Annotated in this window: 18 protein-coding genes and 1 pseudogene; 6 read left to right on the top strand and 13 right to left on the bottom strand. The window is 44.8% G+C overall.

Features of this window, described 5'->3' with window-relative positions; genetic code table 11:
- The first annotated feature begins 88 nt into the window (after positions 1-88).
- Together Q502_RS09695 and Q502_RS09690 are read left to right on the top strand one after the other, a co-directional pair.
- Positions 89-880, top strand: a complete 792-nt coding sequence (locus Q502_RS09695) for a diguanylate cyclase domain-containing protein (protein WP_102818821.1) — start codon at positions 89-91, stop codon at positions 878-880.
- Positions 877-1836, top strand: a complete 960-nt coding sequence (locus Q502_RS09690; protein ID WP_099829748.1) for an alpha/beta fold hydrolase — start codon at positions 877-879, stop codon at positions 1834-1836. The genes Q502_RS09695 and Q502_RS09690 overlap by 4 nt, the downstream gene beginning before the upstream one ends.
- On the opposite strand, the gene Q502_RS09685 is transcribed toward Q502_RS09690, so the two are convergent.
- Positions 1833-2261 (bottom strand): hypothetical protein, encoded by a 429-nt coding sequence (locus tag Q502_RS09685; protein ID WP_243392298.1) that lies wholly within the window; start codon positions 2259-2261, stop codon positions 1833-1835. The two genes, Q502_RS09690 and Q502_RS09685, sit on opposite strands and share 4 nt — an antisense overlap.
- Positions 2262-2426: 165 nt before the next feature.
- On the opposite strand from Q502_RS09685, the gene Q502_RS09680 reads away from it, so the two are divergent.
- The gene (locus Q502_RS09680; RefSeq protein ID WP_099829746.1) at positions 2427-5483 is read left to right on the top strand and encodes a glycoside hydrolase family 38 C-terminal domain-containing protein; all 3057 of its coding nucleotides are present in this window, start codon (positions 2427-2429) and stop codon (positions 5481-5483) included.
- A 16-nt stretch (positions 5484-5499) separates the two neighbouring features.
- On the opposite strand, the gene Q502_RS09675 is transcribed toward Q502_RS09680, so the two are convergent.
- The 7 genes from Q502_RS09675 to Q502_RS09645 form a co-directional block, all read right to left on the bottom strand.
- Positions 5500-6081 carry a flavodoxin family protein gene (locus Q502_RS09675; RefSeq protein WP_099829745.1) on the bottom strand — a complete coding sequence of 194 codons (582 nt, stop codon included), beginning with the start codon at positions 6079-6081 and terminating at the stop codon, positions 5500-5502.
- A gap of 74 nt (positions 6082-6155) precedes the next feature.
- Complete coding sequence (locus Q502_RS09670) at positions 6156-6389, bottom strand: thioredoxin family protein (protein WP_099829744.1); 234 nt, start codon at positions 6387-6389, stop codon at positions 6156-6158.
- Between the two features lie 18 nt (positions 6390-6407).
- Positions 6408-7523: a permease gene (locus tag Q502_RS09665; protein ID WP_099829743.1), complete on the bottom strand. Its 1116-nt coding sequence runs from the start codon at positions 7521-7523 to the stop codon at positions 6408-6410.
- Between the two features lie 14 nt (positions 7524-7537).
- A complete protein-coding gene (locus tag Q502_RS09660) occupies positions 7538-8071 on the bottom strand; it encodes a permease (protein WP_099829742.1) in 534 nt (177 codons plus the stop codon).
- A complete protein-coding gene (locus Q502_RS09655; RefSeq protein WP_099829741.1) occupies positions 8068-8547 on the bottom strand; it encodes a permease in 480 nt (159 codons plus the stop codon). The genes Q502_RS09660 and Q502_RS09655 overlap by 4 nt, the downstream gene beginning before the upstream one ends.
- Before the next feature lie 6 nt (positions 8548-8553).
- Positions 8554-8841, bottom strand: coding sequence for a helix-turn-helix transcriptional regulator (locus tag Q502_RS09650; protein ID WP_099829740.1), 288 nt, complete (start codon positions 8839-8841; stop codon positions 8554-8556).
- 404 nt (positions 8842-9245) lie between these two features.
- Positions 9246-9458: a hypothetical protein gene (locus Q502_RS09645; protein ID WP_114794149.1), complete on the bottom strand. Its 213-nt coding sequence runs from the start codon at positions 9456-9458 to the stop codon at positions 9246-9248.
- A gap of 285 nt (positions 9459-9743) precedes the next feature.
- On the opposite strand from Q502_RS09645, the gene Q502_RS15095 reads away from it, so the two are divergent.
- Positions 9744-10007, top strand: a complete 264-nt coding sequence (locus tag Q502_RS15095) for a sulfite exporter TauE/SafE family protein (protein ID WP_099829737.1) — start codon at positions 9744-9746, stop codon at positions 10005-10007.
- A gap of 130 nt (positions 10008-10137) precedes the next feature.
- On the opposite strand, the gene Q502_RS09630 is transcribed toward Q502_RS15095, so the two are convergent.
- From Q502_RS09630 to Q502_RS14305, 5 genes are all read right to left on the bottom strand, one after another.
- Positions 10138-10488, bottom strand: coding sequence for a DUF3147 family protein (locus tag Q502_RS09630; protein WP_099829736.1), 351 nt, complete (start codon positions 10486-10488; stop codon positions 10138-10140).
- 113 nt (positions 10489-10601) lie between these two features.
- On the bottom strand, positions 10602-11780 hold the full coding sequence (locus Q502_RS09625) for an MFS transporter (RefSeq protein ID WP_099829735.1): 1179 nt from the start codon (positions 11778-11780) through the stop codon (positions 10602-10604).
- Positions 11781-11921: 141 nt separating this feature from the next.
- Positions 11922-12554: a GNAT family N-acetyltransferase gene (locus Q502_RS09620; RefSeq protein ID WP_243392297.1), complete on the bottom strand. Its 633-nt coding sequence runs from the start codon at positions 12552-12554 to the stop codon at positions 11922-11924.
- Positions 12520-12699, bottom strand: coding sequence for a hypothetical protein (locus tag Q502_RS15090; protein WP_165775357.1), 180 nt, complete (start codon positions 12697-12699; stop codon positions 12520-12522). The genes Q502_RS09620 and Q502_RS15090 overlap by 35 nt, the downstream gene beginning before the upstream one ends.
- Entirely contained in the window at positions 12696-12968 is a 273-nt protein-coding gene (locus Q502_RS14305) for a hypothetical protein (RefSeq protein WP_165775356.1), read from the bottom strand. The genes Q502_RS15090 and Q502_RS14305 overlap by 4 nt, the downstream gene beginning before the upstream one ends.
- Positions 12969-13055: 87 nt before the next feature.
- Here Q502_RS14305 and Q502_RS09610 point away from each other — a divergent pair, with 87 nt between their 5' ends.
- Both Q502_RS09610 and Q502_RS09605 read left to right on the top strand, forming a co-directional pair.
- Complete coding sequence (locus Q502_RS09610; protein ID WP_099829733.1) at positions 13056-13943, top strand: membrane-binding protein; 888 nt, start codon at positions 13056-13058, stop codon at positions 13941-13943.
- A gap of 306 nt (positions 13944-14249) precedes the next feature.
- Positions 14250-15039, top strand: a pseudogene (locus Q502_RS09605) (hypothetical protein); the annotation flags it as partial.

Here is a 15039-nt window from a genome sequence, read left to right as displayed (position 1 = left end):
TTCTGAACAGATACCTTATTCCTACTAACAGAGGTTACAATATGACTGAGGCTACGATAAGTACGTGCAGTACAAAGGTGGTGTGATAATGAGACTGGATAATCTCTCTGAGAATATTCCGGATCTTTTTCTCGAAGCTCTAATGGGAATTGAAGATGGAATAGCGATTATCGATGAACACTCAAATACGGTATTTGCAAACAACGCTGCGTCTATCATGATAGAAGACATCAAAGAAGAGATCTCGAAGAAGATAAGAGAAGTTAAGCACTCAAGCGAGGACTCATTGGAGTTTCATCACATTAGACGTGCTGGAAGGTGGTTAAGGTATTATGTAAAGAGACTGTCGGTGTCGGAGAGAGTTTTCTTTCTCTTCGTGGTTGAAGATATCTCCGACTTGAAGCTGGCCGAACAAACTATCTCCCAACTGGCTCACTTCGACGGCGAAACCGGTCTTCCAAATTACGTGCTTTTCAGAGATAGAGTTAACATGGCGTTATTCAGGAGCAGAAGAAATAACTCCTCCTCTATGGTCGCTGCCTTCGAGTTTGTGAGCAAAGGAGTGGTATCGAGTATCGAAGAATCAACGATAATCGATATGGCACACTCGCTGGTGAGAGGGATTAGAAAGAATGACACGCTCTGCAGATTCTCAAGAAGAGAGTTTCTACTTCTAGCTGAAGATCTGAAGGATTACAGAAATGCCAGCACAATACTTCGAAAGGCCCTCAACGCATTCAAAATCTGGCAAGAAAACTGTGGCGAGTTCTCTATGGAACTAAGAGCGGGATTTGTATTGCTCCCGAGAGATGGTGTTGATGCCGAGCAGCTTGTCAATAAGGCCTTCGCTTCAATTCAGAGTTCAGAGGCAAGAAAATGAAGACCTTGCTCACCATGACCTCGCTGATCTCAATACTGCTGATCGCGCCTTTTTTAATACCGGTGAGCGATCTTGAAGATACTGTGGTCCCAAGGCTTCTAGCCGATGAAGACAGTATGTTCGTCACGATCAATAATGCAGACATCCACTACAAAGCAAAAGGAGAAGGCAAACCCCTTTTAATGCTGCTACATGGATTCGGAGCAAGCACTTTCTCATGGAGAGAAGTGATCGGTCCTCTCTCTGAAGAGTTCTCTGTTATTGCTTTCGACAGACCTGGATTTGGCCTGACCTCAAGACCACTTGGCGAGGATATCAGTTCTTTCAACCCATACTCTTTGGAAGGACAGGTTGAGTTAACAGTATCGCTTATGGAATATTTGGGATTCGAAGAGGCAGTACTCGTTGGTCACTCGGCCGGAGGGCTTACAGCTCTTGAAGTCGCGGCTCAACACCCAGAAAAAGTGCTTGGCCTTGTCCTGGTTGACGCGGCGATCTACACAGAAGACACAGACAGTTTCTTGTTCAAGATACTTACGAGCACTCCTCAGGGAAGGCATTTGGGGCCGCTTATCTCGAGAACTCTCTTGAGAAACTCAGACAGTATCCTGGAAATGGCGTGGTATGATCCGGAAAGACTGACTGATGAAATACGTGAAGGTTACAGAAAGCCGCTTAAGGCATCAAACTGGGACAGGGCTCTCTGGGAACTTACACTCGCAAGAAGACCTTATGACTCCTCAAAGGTACAGAGCGTAAGAATCCCATCTCTAGTCATTACTGGCGACTCTGACAGAATTGTCCCTGTGCAGGACTCAATTAGACTGGCCGAAGAGTTGCATTCTGCCGAGCTCTTCATCCTTCCCGAAACCGGCCATCTCCCACAAGAGGAAAGTCCAGCTCTTTTTCTGGAGATTGTCATTCCCTTTGTCAGATCGCTGATTGAAAAAGACTAGATTATCGGGAACCAGATAAACTCAGGAGCAAGTAGATGCAGAAAGAACGAGAGCCATGTGACGATCATCAGAGCTCTGTGCAATGGCCTCCACTTATTCTTCATAGCAGGAACGTACTTGCCCAGAAGGTAGACTACGAACTGGGCCAAGACGCTTAAGAAGACCAGGCTTCCGCTGTAGAGAATGAAGCCGCCGGTTGCCAGGTATCCGTGTAATAAAGCGGAAAGCATAAGCACAGAGCCAGTCCAAGGGTGAACAATAGCAAGAAATCGAACCTGCTTCACGAAGGCCGCTCTCGGAGGGTTTTCAAGTTTTGAAGAGCGTTTTAGGATTGACCGCCTAAGAATAAACAGTGATGTATTAAAGAGCAGTAAAATAAAGTTGAACCATCCGAGAAATCTCATAGTATCAAGCAACAAAGACACCTCCTCCATAAATCAACACCTACAAGATACCAGCGTGATATAGAAACCGGCACTATATGACACTCACTGTTTTTCGGTAATCATACTCTTGGCATGTTTCTTTACTAACAGTTCATTATGGTCTAATGAGTGTAGCTCCGAAAATGTATTAGGGAGAGGTGCACTATGTACTATTCTAAGGAAAGCGCTAGAGGTAAGTTTCTTCGGTCCATCGGTGAAATGTACCCATACACAATCAAAAAAAGGAAGAGAATCGACTCCTGGTCCTTCAATTCAAGAAGAGTCTCCCCGGAGTTCAAGTGGTCTCCCGATAGCTTTCCGGTATGTTTTTCAAGGGAGATCGAACTCCCGCCAATTGATGCTGATGAGCAGCTCATTCTCAGAAACTGGTTTGGTGGAGAATCACTAGTGAGAATCAATGGAATTACCTATGGAGAGATCAATACACATCACAGAGAGCTCGATCTTTCCGTTTTTGCCGGCGAAGTGGTCCTTTATGAAGCGGATGTTGTTCCCAAGGGGCTCTTTGGAAGCAGTATCAAAGAACCTGTGTTCTCAGAGTCCGATCTACTTATTGTTGATTCAGATATCAAGCGAATTATAGGGAAGCTTAGAAATCTGATAGAGCTTTTCACCTATACTGATGATGAAGTTCTCGCTAGTAGTCTCTACAGAATTCTGTCGGATAACTTAGCCGGAATAAGAATCCCGAGAGATTCATCCGGCTACTGGAAGGCAGTTCTAGATGATCCGGAGATCTCTGGCGAGGTATCGGCGGTATGGCTGCCTGAGGAATTCACTAGATCTGAAGGTCAACGACTTAGTGAAGAAGATCACAACACATTCACTGAAGCAGAGAGAACTGTTGAAGAAGAACTTGCAAATCTCAAGAGACGCTTCCCTAGTCGGCTTACAATGACGCTTTCTGGTCATGCACACATTGACTACGCGTGGTTATGGCCGCTAGAGGAGACTAGAAGAAAGATACTCAGGACTTTTTCCAATTCTGTGAGGCTTGCAAAAAAGTATCCCGAGTACATTTTCTCACAGTCTTCCGCTGCTATGTACAGAGATGTAATGGAAAGAGACCCCGGTCTATTCAAGGAAATACAGCTCCTTGTGAAAGAAGGTCGCTGGGAGTTGCTGGGTGGAATGTGGGTAGAGAGTGACACCAACCTGCTGAACGGCGAATCTTTGGTAAGGCAGTTTCTCTACGGTCAAAGATTCTTCATGGAGCATTTTGGAAGAAAGTGCAGCACTGTATGGCTTCCAGATGTCTTCGGATTCTCCTGGATTCTGCCTCAGATTATCCGGAAGGCAGGTATGGACTCTTTTTTCACAACGAAAATGACCTGGAACGATAAGAATAGCCTCCCCCACGATCTATTTGTGTGGAGAGGAATAGACGGTTCTGAGGTAATCTACCACAGCTTCAAGAATCCATCCAATGGATACAACGGTCTTCTGGAACCAAAAGACATCCTGACAACTGCAAAGAACTTCAAAGACCAAGATTTGTTCCCAGAAACCGTCTTTTCATTTGGCTATGGTGATGGAGGCGGGGGACCTACAGATGAGATGATCGAAAACTACAGGTTTCTCAAGGATCTGCCTGGAATGCCCGAACTGGTGATGAGAAGCTTTGAGAGTTACTTTAAGCGGGCAGAAGAGGTCTCTCGCTCGTTTCACGTACATGACGGCGAATTGTATCTTGAGCTTCACCGTGGCACTTACACCTCTCAGGGAAGAATCAAAATGGCTCACAAAGAGTGTGAAGATTTGCTAAGACTTGCGGAGATGCTTGGCGCAATCTCAGGCTATAAGCCCGGGGAGATCGAATTACTATGGAGGATCCTCCTTCAGAATGAGTTCCATGATATTCTGCCTGGTTCATCAATAAAGGAGGTATATGAGGACGCATTGAACGAACTGGATGAAGTCCATTCAGCCACATCGTCAATGGTTCAGGCCTCTTTTGATCGATTGACGGACGAAGACAATATGAAACTGACAGTCTTCAATCCGAGTTCTTTCTGCAGGAAACTTGAATTCACTGCACAGGGTTCGAAAGAGCCGTTTTGCCCTACGGGTGAATTCTCTTGCCAGTTGTTGGATAACGGTGATACTTTGTTCTTATCAGAGCTGGAAATTCCTCCCACCGGCTTCGTAACAATAGAGTTCTCTAATAAAGAGATCGTGAACCCGCACACAGAATATCACGACTCAAAGCTGATGGAAAACGAATATCTCACTGTTGAAGTAGATCCAGAAGGAATAAGTGTTTATGACAAAGAACACTTAAGAGACGTATTCGATGGAAAAGCCTCAATAGCGACTTTCAAAGACATTCCCTCTTACTGGGACGCATGGGACATCGAAAGAGATTATCGTAACACCGCAGAGAGCCTGAAGCCTTGGGTGATTAAGAAAACTGAATTCGGCCCAATAAGAGAGACAATCAGATGCGTCTTTCAGGCGGGGAAGACAAGGATAATCCAAGACATTTCTCTTTACAGAAACTCAAGACGTGTCGAGGTAAAGAACACAGTTGACTGGCATATGAGAAGAACAATGCTCAGAGCCTTGTTCCCCTTGAAAGTCCTCACAAGACAGGCAAGATATGACCTTTCATGCGGGTTCATTACACGACCCACAACAGAAAACGATGTAATAGAACAGGCGGCTTTTGAGGTCCCCGGTCATAGATGGGTAGATCTATCAGAATACGATTACGGTATATCGATATTGAACGACGGGAAGTATGGTTACGGAGTAAGAGGATGCAATGTGTCCCTTAACTTGCTTAGATCTCCAGTATTTCCCGACTTCACAGCAGACGAAGGGCGTCACGAATTCACATACGCTGTTTTTCCTCATGAAAGTTGCGATCTGCTCAAGACAGTTCAAGAGGCAGAATTACTTAATACAAGACTACTTACGAGTAAGGGGTCTTTCAGGGCGAATTCACCGATCTTCGAAGTGAAGGCGTCGACTTTAAGGATTATGGCCTTCAAGATCGCCGAGAATGGGAAGGGTAGAATACTCAGGGTATGTGAGCTGTTAGGATCAAGAGGCACAGCTGTGATAAGGAGCACTCTGGATTTTGAAAGGGCCTATCTCACAAATCTTCTCGAGGAAAGGATAGAAGAGCTGGATGTTTCTCATAGCACCTTCTCTCTGAACTACGAACCTTTCGGGATCTATACGATCCTGCTGGAATAGTGGTTTTCCGTAAATACTAAGAGTTCCCCGCAGTTCTTTTCAGAAGCCAGGCCATATTCTGACCAAGAGTTCTCATAGTTCTTATACCCTCTCTGTCGCCTTGAAAATCTCCCTTCTTCCAGGCAATTGAGAGATTCCAATATGAAGATCCAGGTACTATCATCTGAGAGATAAGGAAGAGGTGATTAATTGAATCGAAAGCATGTACCGAGCCTCCTCTTCGAACGGCTATGACAGCGGCTCCCACTTTCCGCTTAAGCATTGCATCATTAGCAAGAGCAACCATTCCCACTCTGTCGATTAGAGCCTTCACTTCAGGAGACACATCGGCAAAGTAAGTCGGAGAACCTATGATGATACCGTCGGCTTCAAGCATCTTCTCGATGCAACCATTGACGTAATCGCCGCCTATTATGCATCTCCTATCCTTCGTCTTGAAGCAGACATTGCAGGCAGTGCAACCTCTTACGGAATTCCCACCTATCTGAACCGCTTCGGTATCGATTCCTTCTTCGCGCAGTACACCTAGGACTTCTTCAATCATCTTTGACGTATTCCCGTCCCGGCGAGGACTTCCGTTGAAAGCCACAACCTTCATATCAAACCTCCCAAACCCATGAAAAATGGAGGGATTCAACCCTCCACAAATCTAACATCTGAGAGCCCTCTTATTCAACCCTTAATTAGTCTCTTGGCTTCATCAATAGAGGGGATCTTGCCTGACAAAACGATTTTTCCGTCAATTGCTACGGCCGGTGTCGAAACAATTCCCTTCTCCATTATTGCCATCATGTCCGTTACCTTATCAACTTCTGCATCTGAACCTAGCTCTTCGACAGCCTTTTTCATGATCTTCTCAGTTTGCTTGCATCTCGGACAGCCTGAACCAAAGATTTCGATCTTCACTATACGACCTCCTTAATCCTAAAATAGATTTCCATATATGAATCCCCAAAACGTTGAGAAGACAACTACTAATCCAAAGTAAGTGAAAGCTCTCTTCTTTCCAAGAAGGCGGGTGATAACAATCATGCTGGGCAAACTAAGTGAGTTGCCAGCCATGAAAAGCGCCAGTGCAGGACCCTTACCCATTCCTAGAGACATGAGCGACTGGACGATAGGCACTTCAGTCAGAGTCGCAAAATACATGAATGCTCCAAAGACAGATGCGAAGAGAGTTGAGCCGAGTCTGTTACCTCCGAGAAGCGATTCTACGAAGCTTTGCGGAAGCGCACTGGAAATGATTCCTGCCGCAAAAACCCCAAAGAAGAGGTAAGGAAGAATCTTCTTTGCAAAGTCCCATGTTTCACCTATCCACTGATTTCTCAGTTCTCCCTTGAAACGTATAGCCATCACAAAAACTGCAATAGCGGAGATAATCAGTATTGATGCCTTAACAATCGGATTGATAGCCAGACCGCCAACAATTAGGAAAGTCATTTGCAGACCCAGAAAAGCAATCGCTTCGGGCCAGGAAATCTGATCATCCGATTCCTGAGTCGCAAAACCTCCCGATCCCTTCTCTCTGAAGATGCTCTGCATAGTTAATCCAATGACAATCGCTGAAGTCGAGGCCCCAACGATTCTCACAAGTGCTATCTCCCAGCCGATCGCGCTTCCAGTAAGAAAGATCGCAGCAACGTTTATCGCCGGACCGCTGAAGAGAAAGGCAACTGCCGGTCCTAGACCAGCGCCCCGTTTGTAGATACCACCGAAAAGAGGAAGAATCGTACACGAGCAAACTGCCAGAATTCCACCAGAAACGGCGGCGATTGGGTATGAAATGATCTTTCGGGCGTCGGGACCCAGTAGTTTTAATATTGCGTCTTTCCGTATAAATACAGTGATAGTTCCCGCTATGAAAAAGGCAGGTACAAGACAGAGAAGTACGTGTTCTCTTGCATATGAACCAAGCATTGTAAATCCGCTGATTATCGCATCCTGCACATATTGGCTTCCAAAAGGCAGAAAATAGAAAACCAGAAAACCAGTTGCCAGCAATCCGAACTTCGTAACCTCTTTCTTCAAATCTTTCTCCATCTCAAAAATGCCTCCTATTCACTAAGGCCGGTACACTGTGCATATATCGCTTCAATACTTTCCTTTCCGGTTATTATTTCGAGTATTACCGCCATAAGAAGTATTCCCGGAATGTTTATCACCAGTCTGAGCAGAGCGAACCCTGCTCCCATTGATCCCATCTCGAACATAAACATCGGAATCTTAGTTGTTGACCATGCTCCGATGAAGATCAGCACATTCGAAAACTTCACTCCTTTCTTCATGAAGACCGCTGCTATTGGAAAGGCTCCATATAAAGGCCCCGCCGCAGCCGCTCCAAGAAGAAAGGAAAGTACTATTCCCTTAATACCTGATTCTTCTCCCAGATGTCTGATAATCCTTTCTCTCGGAATCCATACATCGAGAAGGCCCAATAGGATAAATATCGGAGGAATAACAGACAACATCTCCAGAAAACTCGATCCAGTAATGCTCAAAGCGCTTCGCCCGAGCTGATTGTCGGCGGCAAATACAACTGAAACGACAGCTGCCATTACTAGTGGAAAGACATACCTTTTCGCCTTCATCCCAAAATCATTCCCATAAGACCTGCCACTATAAACGAGAATCCAAATGCCATCACATTTCTAATAATCGTCAGTCTGCTCCCGAAATACTTCTTCTCCACTGGAAAAGTTGCAACTCCAACCATCATGAGAGTGGAGATGAAAAGAGCTATCTGAGTTATCCCGGCACCGTTATCTACCAAGATGGCCGCCGTAGGAAAAGCGACAAAACCGGGAATCAGCGTGATAGACCCCACTATTGAAGCTATCATCAACCCCCAAACTCCCGAACTTTCTCCCAGCAGCTGCGAGATTGTCTCGGGATTCAAAAGCGCAATGAGTAGCCCAACAAAAAGCATAATTGCTATAAGTTCAGGAAGGATTCGCTCAAATGATATCCAAGCCTTCTTGAGAGCCAACAATGTCTTCTTGCGGCTCTTAATGAGAGAAACCAAAAGAAGCAATCCAGTAACTGCATATATGATAACGCTGTACATGGGTCGCTACTCCGTTTCTTCCGAAGACTCATCAGTAATAGAGTGAGCAAGCTTAATAATCTCCAGGACCCTACTGTCTGCTATGCTGAGCTCCTTTCTCGTACCATTCCTTTTCTCAACAATAAGCTTCGCATCGACTAAGGCCTTGACATGTCTCGAGAGAGTTGTTTTGTCTATGGGGAACAAGTCGTCGAACTCGCAGACGCACAGAGTACCTTCTGAAAGACGCTCCAGTATTTTCAAACGCCACCTGCAACCTAGTGCCTTGAAAAGCATTACTGTCTTCTTGTTCATCGAGATACCTCCTGTCAAGATACACTCATAGAATAACCGATATTGCATTGTTGTGCAACAATGAAACTTAACGTTCCGAAAAAGCTCGGAAAACAATCGGCGAGTATCATATTCATATATTCGAATGTGAGAATATTGGAGGCAGTATATTGGAACAGAAACTTGACCTTTTCACCAAGTACCTTACAGTGTGGGTGGGGTAGCTATGTTTCTAGGGGCCATACTGGGTAACATTCTTCCCGGTCTATCAAATTCCCTTGGGAACTGGCAAACCGCAAATGTGTCAATTCCTGTGGCAGTAGTCCTGCTCTTCATGATTACCCAATAATGCTAAAAATCGAGTTCAAAGAAATAGTCTATGTGCAGAAGAACTCTAAGCCTCTTCTGGTTACATTGATAGTCAACTAGGCGATAAAGATTCTCTTCTCTCCCTTTATTCCTGAAAGACTTGCCAATGAGTATGTTGCAGGGATGGTATTGCTTGACTGGCTCCGTGTACTGCCTATACACACTCTCTTATTCCGTGGCTGCTTCTTCTCTTTATCCCAGTAAGATATTCCCTCATAAACGTAGGTAACCCCTGTATCCTTATTTCTTACATGAATACGATGAGCCATGCATTCTCTCCTCTCAATAGGTATACACTTATACCTAATAAATGCACGAAATGCAAGCCCACAAGATACTGTAACGAAGATGCTCTGTTGCCTTCGAAGAAACCTAGTTACAAAACAAGCGGGATGTCAGGTTGTTATAGGTGCTGTGCTTGTTTCAAGCTTGACGGCGGCTCCCGGTCTGTCTAGATTCCTCCAGAAATACATGGGAAAGTTAGTCGGTCCGATAATGATCATCCTTGGTATGTTTCTTCTTGAACGCTTAGTTTCAGAAACAAGGGGAGAGACCTGGATACAAAATCACAAGAAAAGATCAAGAGCAAAGGCCTGCTCGGTGCCCTGATCCTCGGCTCTCTGTTCGCCCTTACCTTCTGTCCTGTATCGTCTGCATTGTTCTTTGGAAGTGTAATTCCACTGGCCGCCAATGAACAGTCCAGACTACTAATCCCTGCAATCTATGGTATCGGCACAGGCTTACCTGTTGTGGTAGTCGCAGTTGGAATTGCCATAAGCACCAAAATGGTTGCGAAGATGTTCAGCCGAATCACCTGATTCGAGTACTGGGCGCGAACTATTACAGGAGAAGTTTTCACAGTCCTGGGAATCTACCTGAGCAATACAAAGATTTTCTTGTGAAACGCTTCACAAACAGTGGTCGAAAAATTCGTTCAAGTCAAAACTGCTATAATCTCACTCCAAACCTTGAAAGGATAAGCAAAAAGAAGGCATAGCCCGCCATCATGATTCCACTGGATAAAGCAAGCGCTACGTAGAAATTGATGCCTCTTCTAAGAAACAACGGCATAGCAACAAAGAAAATCAGAGAAGGAAGAACAAATAAGAGAATACCGGTGGAAAGTTCTGCAACTTTACTTGGATTTTTTGTATCGTTGTAGAGCCAGAATAGCGCCAGCATTGAAGTAAGGGGTAAAGAAGCTATAAGTCCTCCAATGTATCCGGACTTCTTGCTAACTTCAGAAACAAGAGCGATTATTATCGATGACACAAGGATTTTGACGATGTATCTCAACAAACTTGTTCACCTCCGCTTCGATCATTCTTCTTGCCCACGTTGCCAATTGTTTTGAATAATCTCCTATTACTTTGCTCCTGAGATTCTACTGCACTATCATACGCCGGTTTGACTCAGCTCGTTATCAATCGATCCTTCGTAAAAACAATCACGATTAGTCCTCCAGCTGCAATGAGTGAAGCCATCATGATGAACATGACGAAATAAGAGTATTCTGCAACCGTTCCGGCCAGTAAAGGCCCCACCATGAAACCAATCGCTCTCGCTGACCTAAGCAGTCCAAGAAACTCGGCCCTTCGCTCGGGTGGTGAGCTCAAAGATATCATAGTACCAGCACCGTTAATGAAAGCACCAAAGGCAATTCCAAGCGAAAAGTAACCGAGTGCTATCAAGACCCAGCTCTGCGCCATCGCAAAGAAAAGCATCGTGAATATTGTAAGGCCGATACCGATCAATGTGCTTTTCCTGGGTCCTATTCTGTACATTACTCTACCGAAGAAGATATGGGAGAATATTTGCATGAAAGGATTTACCGATGTGATTATCGCCGTTGCCGAAGCCGACAGACCTATCCTTTCCGTCATGAATATCGCAATGATAGAAGTCGCTCCTGCAGTACCTAACTGCCTTAAGAATGTTCCGACATAGACCGCCCACAATCCATTCTCCCAGAGCGGCGAAGAATCCTGCTTAAGAGGGAACAGTCTGTTCAGAAAACCCTTTCTGCGGGCCACGGTGTGTTCTTGATCCCTCAAGAAAAGAGCCGGAATCACTGCTAAAAAAGCTATTGTCGCGTACCAGTTGATCGTCTGGGTTACAGTAAGAAATACTAGAAGCATAGAAAGCAGTAGCCTGCCTGATAACATCCCCATTGAATTGGCGGTGTTCAGTATCGATAGCTCCCTTGAAGTATTTCTGACAGAGTCTCTGGAATGCTCAGTGCTGAGCGCCATTGCTATGGGCTCAAATCCAGCTGTGAAGAATGCTATCAAAGCAGAGAACAATATGAAAACTAACGGTATCTCGATAACGGAATAGGCAAAGTAGAGAAGAGCAGAAGTCAGAACAAGCACTATCATTAACGGTTTTCGCCTCTTCAGGCTGTCCGATATTGCTCCCCATGCGGGCGAGCCAAGAGTCTCAACCGCTCCCCTAACTGTTGTTAGAAGTCCGACCATAAGAAGAGACGCTCCCAGCTCCCTCAACTTCAACTGAAGTAGTAAGCCGAAGCCGAACATCACGAAGAACACAATGAGGGATGTTAGCAAAAGTGGAAGACGTTTGTTGAACAACGGAAACTCTCCTTTAGTTTGATTTGCTTACCAATTATAGCTCTTCAATGACTACTCAAATCCAGTCTTATGGTTCAGAGAGCTTATTACGGTTGATCTTGGAAATCTTCTCTCGAAACGATCAAAGTTCGGGATCTCTTCTCATTGCTGTAGACTCTTCTCCAGAAGAATTGAGAATTCACTCATCCCGACAGCCTTAGACCAATTGTGATAATCGCTGTCAAAGACACATTCAAAAAACGTTTCATCAACACCTTCTCCCGACAGATCATTCGTGGCAAATGAAAGCAGTTTCTTCGCAACACCCTTTCCTCGAAAATGTGGCATGACAAATACGAGTTCTATATATCCAAGTAGATTATATGTCATCAAATCCTCGAAGACAGAGTAGATAAGTATCCCGACAGCTTTCTCATCTCGCCTGCAGATGAGAATTCTGCCCCCTGAATCCAGAGTCTCATTCAACGTGAAGAACAGCTCGCTTGGAGTCATGGACATCTGGCTTCTCAACACTTCAGGAGAAGAAGAAATCTCGAAAAAAACACTTCTCAAATCTTCACGTATACCGCGCATTACCTCTAGCCTTCTATCGGCAACATGGTGTGTTCTGCCGACACTAAAGCAAATCTTCTTCTCTTCAAACGCCAGAGCACTGCTTAGAGGCAAGTCTTTTGATTCGGCACTAAAGCAAATCTGCTTCTCTTTAAACGAGGCAAATACTATTCCACCGACAAGAAAATCATCCCACACTAAAGCAAATCTGCTTCTCTTCAAACCCGTCGCTCTTGAGAAGGCGCCATCCTGCTCCAAGCCTGTATGTATTTGCTGTGACCGTCAAGTAAGAGGATCTCTTGAGTTCTTCTAAAGAAGCACTAAGCAGAAGCTTCCCTGCTCCTCTTCTCCTATATATGTCGCTCACAAACAGGTCATAGATGTGACCGGATCTTCCGAACGCGAGTCTTTCATCGATCTGGGGACCAGAATGTACATGTCCTCGATTTCTTCGCCGCTCCTGAGAACTATCAAAGAGTCTCCTCTCTTGAGAAAGTCGGAGTATACTTCATCCATCGGTCTTAGATCCGGAAGTGAATGCCTCCCGCTACTAGACTCGGCAATTGAGTAATACATTTCCTTCATGATCTCGAATTTCTCTTCTTCAGATGGTCTATCGATTAGCAGATTCTGCATTTTCGCCCGCCTTTAGATAAGATAGATGCTCCTTTTTCTTACTCTCTCCTGTATGATTATAGTAACTTAGCAAATGGAGGTGTAGTAATGAAAAAAGTGTTATTGATTTCTTTGCTCGTCGCATTCGCTCTAGTTGCCTTTGCACAATCGGAATTCATGATCCCAATGAGTGCGAGCGACTTCAATCTGCGAGGACCGGTCAAGACAGTTAAGATAGTTTATCCAGAAGACGAGTTCTACATGGAAGAGGATTTTGCGTTTCCGTCTTACGAGATGCTCACTTTCGATAGATCGGGTAGACTTCTATCACAGATTTCTTCTGACAAAGAAGGGAACGAAATCAGTGCGATTCTGTTCAACTATGACGCAAGCGGAATGCTAGCTTCTATTACCGGAAGAGAAAATGGAGTTGAAGAATCAGTTGAGCAAATAACCATCGAGAATGGGAGGATAGTGTCAATCATTGTAGAAGATGGAGAGGGAGAATCCACCATCATAATGGAATACGACGAGTTTGGCAGGTTAGTCGCTCAGAAGATGTCTGGAATCAGCGAGGGCGAGGAAATCGAAATGACGATATCGATGGCTTACGATGAGAGAGGCAATCTTGTCGAAGAGGGATTTGGCATGATGGGAATGGATCTAACCAGAACCTTCTACGAATACAATGAGAAGAATCAGAGGATAAGAGAATCGGAGTTCATGTACATGTTTGCGATGCCCGGAGAAGACGTAGAACCAATCGTGTCTACTCTTGAATACAACGAAATGGGCGACGTATCGATTAAGATCTCCGATAGCTACTGGGGAGATGAGAAGGAAGCGGTCGTGTACGAGTATGAATATGACTCAATGGGCAACTACATCTCTATGGTAGCCTACTATGTCATGAACATTGCCGACCTTGAGACAGATGGTTGGAAAGAGATGGCGATGATAGAGCAGGAAGAGACAAGGGAGATTGAGTATTACTGATTAAAATGACAAATCGCAAGAGGGTGGAAACACCCTCTTTTTATTTCGAAGCAACCAATTTCATTTTCCTCGTGTTTGCTGCGACTTATTATACCCACTTTTGTTTTTAACTCGCGACGATACTCACATTCAACACAGAATTTTCCCCGAAACATTCGAACAATCGAATTTGTAACGTAATCGACCGTTGAGCGAATCTATATATAGATATCGTTCTTTCGATACTATAATCTCCGTGCACAATGATTTATTGACATATAGCGCATATAAGATGGCGGAACTTCCGCATGAGGGGAAGGTGATGCTATGCGGCTGAAAAGAATAATGTTAATAATGGTTGCTGCTCTTATTGCAATGCTTCTTATATCTTCCTGTATTCCCAAAGACCCTGTCGCCGCCGCCACGAAGAAGTTTATCCAGTTCATACAGGGAGAAGGAGAACCGGAAGACCCGTTTACGGGTGTGTATTTAGGAGAAGTCGAACAGGGTGATGTTATCGGTTCCGAGTCAGTTGGAGGCCAGCAGCTCCAGTTCCAGCTGCAAGGGATAAACGAAGCCGGTTACTTCTTCTATCTGGACAAAGCACCTGGCGCATTCTATGATCATCTAGGTAAACTCGTGGTTGTCTCCAAGAAGGGCAAGATTATCTTCGAAGAAGATACTGAGGGTTGGCCAACACTGAACGGAAACATAGTGGCAGCAATGACCAGCAGAGAAGTCTATGCTAATGCCGTTATTTGGGATAACTGGCAAATGATCAAGCCGATAATAAAAGTGATCGATATTGATTGGTTAGTGAGGTTTCTCAGAGTAAAAGGCGCTGTAATTACCAGTGGGATTACACCATCACAGAATCTTTATGCAGAGGCTCGTGACGTTAGAAACCTTATGTCTGACGCATTCAAGGCCATTATGGGTTCTGACAGAGTACGTGACGTGAAATATGTCGCGGGAGCGGCCGCTCCAAACTGGACTGCCGTTCAAGCTGCAATGAACGATCTCTTGACTACTGAAAAAGTGGATTACATTACCCTCTACTTCATTGCACATGGAAACACTAATCTGATGAACCTCGGAGGAACAACTTTCTACGCGA

This window comes from Mesotoga sp. Brook.08.YT.4.2.5.2., from assembly GCF_003351125.1.
Taxonomy (GTDB): Bacteria; Thermotogota; Thermotogae; order Petrotogales; family Kosmotogaceae; genus Mesotoga.
The sequence above is the reverse complement of the archived record's forward strand: the minus strand, read 5'-3'. Positions and strand labels throughout refer to the sequence as shown.

What these genes read in the sequence shown, in the direction of transcription:
- Q502_RS09650 (WP_099829740.1), bottom strand. Translation starts at nt 8,841, where the DNA reads ATGAACAAGAAGACAGTAATGCTTTTCAAGGCACTAGGTTGCAGGTGG.
- Q502_RS09690 (WP_099829748.1), top strand. Translation starts at nt 877, where the DNA reads ATGAAGACCTTGCTCACCATGACCTCGCTGATCTCAATACTGCTGATC.
- Q502_RS09645 (WP_114794149.1), bottom strand. Translation starts at nt 9,458, where the DNA reads ATGGCTCATCGTATTCATGTAAGAAATAAGGATACAGGGGTTACCTAC.
- Q502_RS09660 (WP_099829742.1), bottom strand. Translation starts at nt 8,071, where the DNA reads ATGAAGGCGAAAAGGTATGTCTTTCCACTAGTAATGGCAGCTGTCGTT.
- Q502_RS09665 (WP_099829743.1), bottom strand. Translation starts at nt 7,523, where the DNA reads ATGGAGAAAGATTTGAAGAAAGAGGTTACGAAGTTCGGATTGCTGGCA.
- Q502_RS14305 (WP_165775356.1), bottom strand. Translation starts at nt 12,968, where the DNA reads ATGCAGAATCTGCTAATCGATAGACCATCTGAAGAAGAGAAATTCGAG.
- Q502_RS09610 (WP_099829733.1), top strand. Translation starts at nt 13,056, where the DNA reads ATGAAAAAAGTGTTATTGATTTCTTTGCTCGTCGCATTCGCTCTAGTT.
- Q502_RS09695 (WP_102818821.1), top strand. Translation starts at nt 89, where the DNA reads ATGAGACTGGATAATCTCTCTGAGAATATTCCGGATCTTTTTCTCGAA.
- Q502_RS09675 (WP_099829745.1), bottom strand. Translation starts at nt 6,081, where the DNA reads ATGAAGGTTGTGGCTTTCAACGGAAGTCCTCGCCGGGACGGGAATACG.
- Q502_RS09680 (WP_099829746.1), top strand. Translation starts at nt 2,427, where the DNA reads ATGTACTATTCTAAGGAAAGCGCTAGAGGTAAGTTTCTTCGGTCCATC.
- Q502_RS09655 (WP_099829741.1), bottom strand. Translation starts at nt 8,547, where the DNA reads ATGTACAGCGTTATCATATATGCAGTTACTGGATTGCTTCTTTTGGTT.